We start from the raw sequence: 1,692 nt of genomic DNA on the forward strand, positions 1-1,692 counted from the left end.
CTGGCTTTTGAACGTAAGCTGGATCCCTCTGATGCCCTTTTTTATGCAGGTCAATGGGGGCAGCGAGAGCAATCAACTGATTGGGAACCTGTTTCCATTCTGGAGAAATCTGTAAGGGGCACCATTTCCAACCGCCTGAAAACCAAGGATCAGGACCCAGCCAAACTGGATGCAGCTATCGAAAACCCTAACCTGCAGCGGGTTGATGTGGCTGCTTTGCCAGCTGATGTGGATACCCTGAAAGTCAGCTTTACACTGCGTGTACTGCCGGGCACAGGTCACCCATCAGCCTGTAATGATGCTGACTATCAGGCCAAACTGCTGCAAACCGTGCAGGGTTATATCGAAAAAAATGGTTTTACCGAACTGGCAAAACGTTATGCAGGAAATCTCACCAATGGCCGTTTTCTCTGGCGTAACCGTATCGGTGCGGAAAGTGTGGAGGTGAATGTAGCTCATCTGGTGGATGGTCGTGCTGCTGTGAGCTGGAGTTTTGACGCTCTAAGTCAATCTGTGCGCGAATTCAGTACCGTTTCCAAAGAGATGGAGCAATTGGCTGGACTCATTGAGGCCGGTTTGAAAGGGCAGCAGCACGTCTTATTACAGGTCACTGCTTTTGTTCGTATCGGTCAGGGACAGGAAGTGTTCCCATCGCAAGAATTGATTTTGGATCGTGGTCGCGGTGACAAAAGTAAAACCCTCTATCACGTGAATAAAGTTGCTGCAATCCACTCCCAAAAAATCGGTAATGCCCTGCGTACTATTGATACTTGGTATGAGGGTGCCAGCGAACTTGGGCCTATAGCGGTTGAGCCCTATGGTTCTGTAACCACTCAGGGTAAAGCTTACCGACAGCCCAAGCAGAAAATGGATTTCTACACTCTACTGGATGCCTGGGTGTTGAAAGATCAGGTGCCGAACCCGGAGCAACAGCATTTTGTTATTGCTACTCTGATCCGTGGTGGTGTGTTTGGTGACTCAGACAAGGGGTAAACAATGGATCATTACCTGGATATACACCTGCTACCAGATCCGGAGTTTACTGCCCCCATGCTGATGGGGGCACTTTACAACAAACTGCATCGGGCGCTGGTGGCATTGAACAGTAATGATATTGGGGTTAGCTTCCCCCAGTATCAGTTGAAGCCAAGGACACTGGGTCAATACATGCGATTACATGCTAGTGCCAGCCGTTTGCAGGAACTGCTGACGGAGAACTGGTTGCAGGGTATGCGAGATCATGTGCAGATTACTGAAATCCAGCCTATACCTGAATCAGTACAGCATTGTGTTGTTAGTCGTAGGCAATTTAAGACCAACGCAGATCGTTTGCGTCGACGTCGTATGCAGCGAAAAGGCGAAAGTTATGAACAGGCGACTCAGGCTATTCCTCATAGTGTAGAACGAAAGCCAAACTTGCCTTTTATAATGCTGCGCAGTCAGAGTACTGGGCAAGCTTTTGCCTTGTTTATCGCGCAGAGTGAGGTGTTGTCGGAACCTTTGCGGGGCTCTTTCAATACCTATGGATTAGGGCAGAACGCAAGCATTCCCTGGTTCTGACCTTTTTTTCTAATACAAATAGCGGCCCTTTAAAAACAAGGAGATACTGGCCTTGTTGTAAAAGGGTCGTTTTCTGTATATGTGCCTAGCTCTTTAAAAATTAAGGAATTTCTCAATATAATCTGTAGTTCA

General features: G+C 47.8%; 2 protein-coding genes. Both read left to right on the plus strand.

Annotated elements, in window-relative coordinates:
• Positions 1 to 993: type I-F CRISPR-associated protein Csy3 (csy3, locus tag IBX50_RS20450; protein WP_292258257.1), on the plus strand; the 993-nt coding region annotated here is incomplete at its 5' end.
• A 3-nt stretch (positions 994 to 996) separates the two neighbouring features.
• On the plus strand, positions 997 to 1,560 hold the full coding sequence (gene cas6f / locus IBX50_RS20455; protein ID WP_292258258.1) for a type I-F CRISPR-associated endoribonuclease Cas6/Csy4: 564 nt from the start codon (positions 997 to 999) through the stop codon (positions 1,558 to 1,560).
• The last annotated feature ends 132 nt before the right edge of the window (positions 1,561 to 1,692 follow it).

The organism is Marinospirillum sp. (assembly GCF_014859565.1).

What these genes read in the sequence shown, in the direction of transcription:
- cas6f (WP_292258258.1), top strand. Translation starts at nt 997, where the DNA reads ATGGATCATTACCTGGATATACACCTGCTACCAGATCCGGAGTTTACT.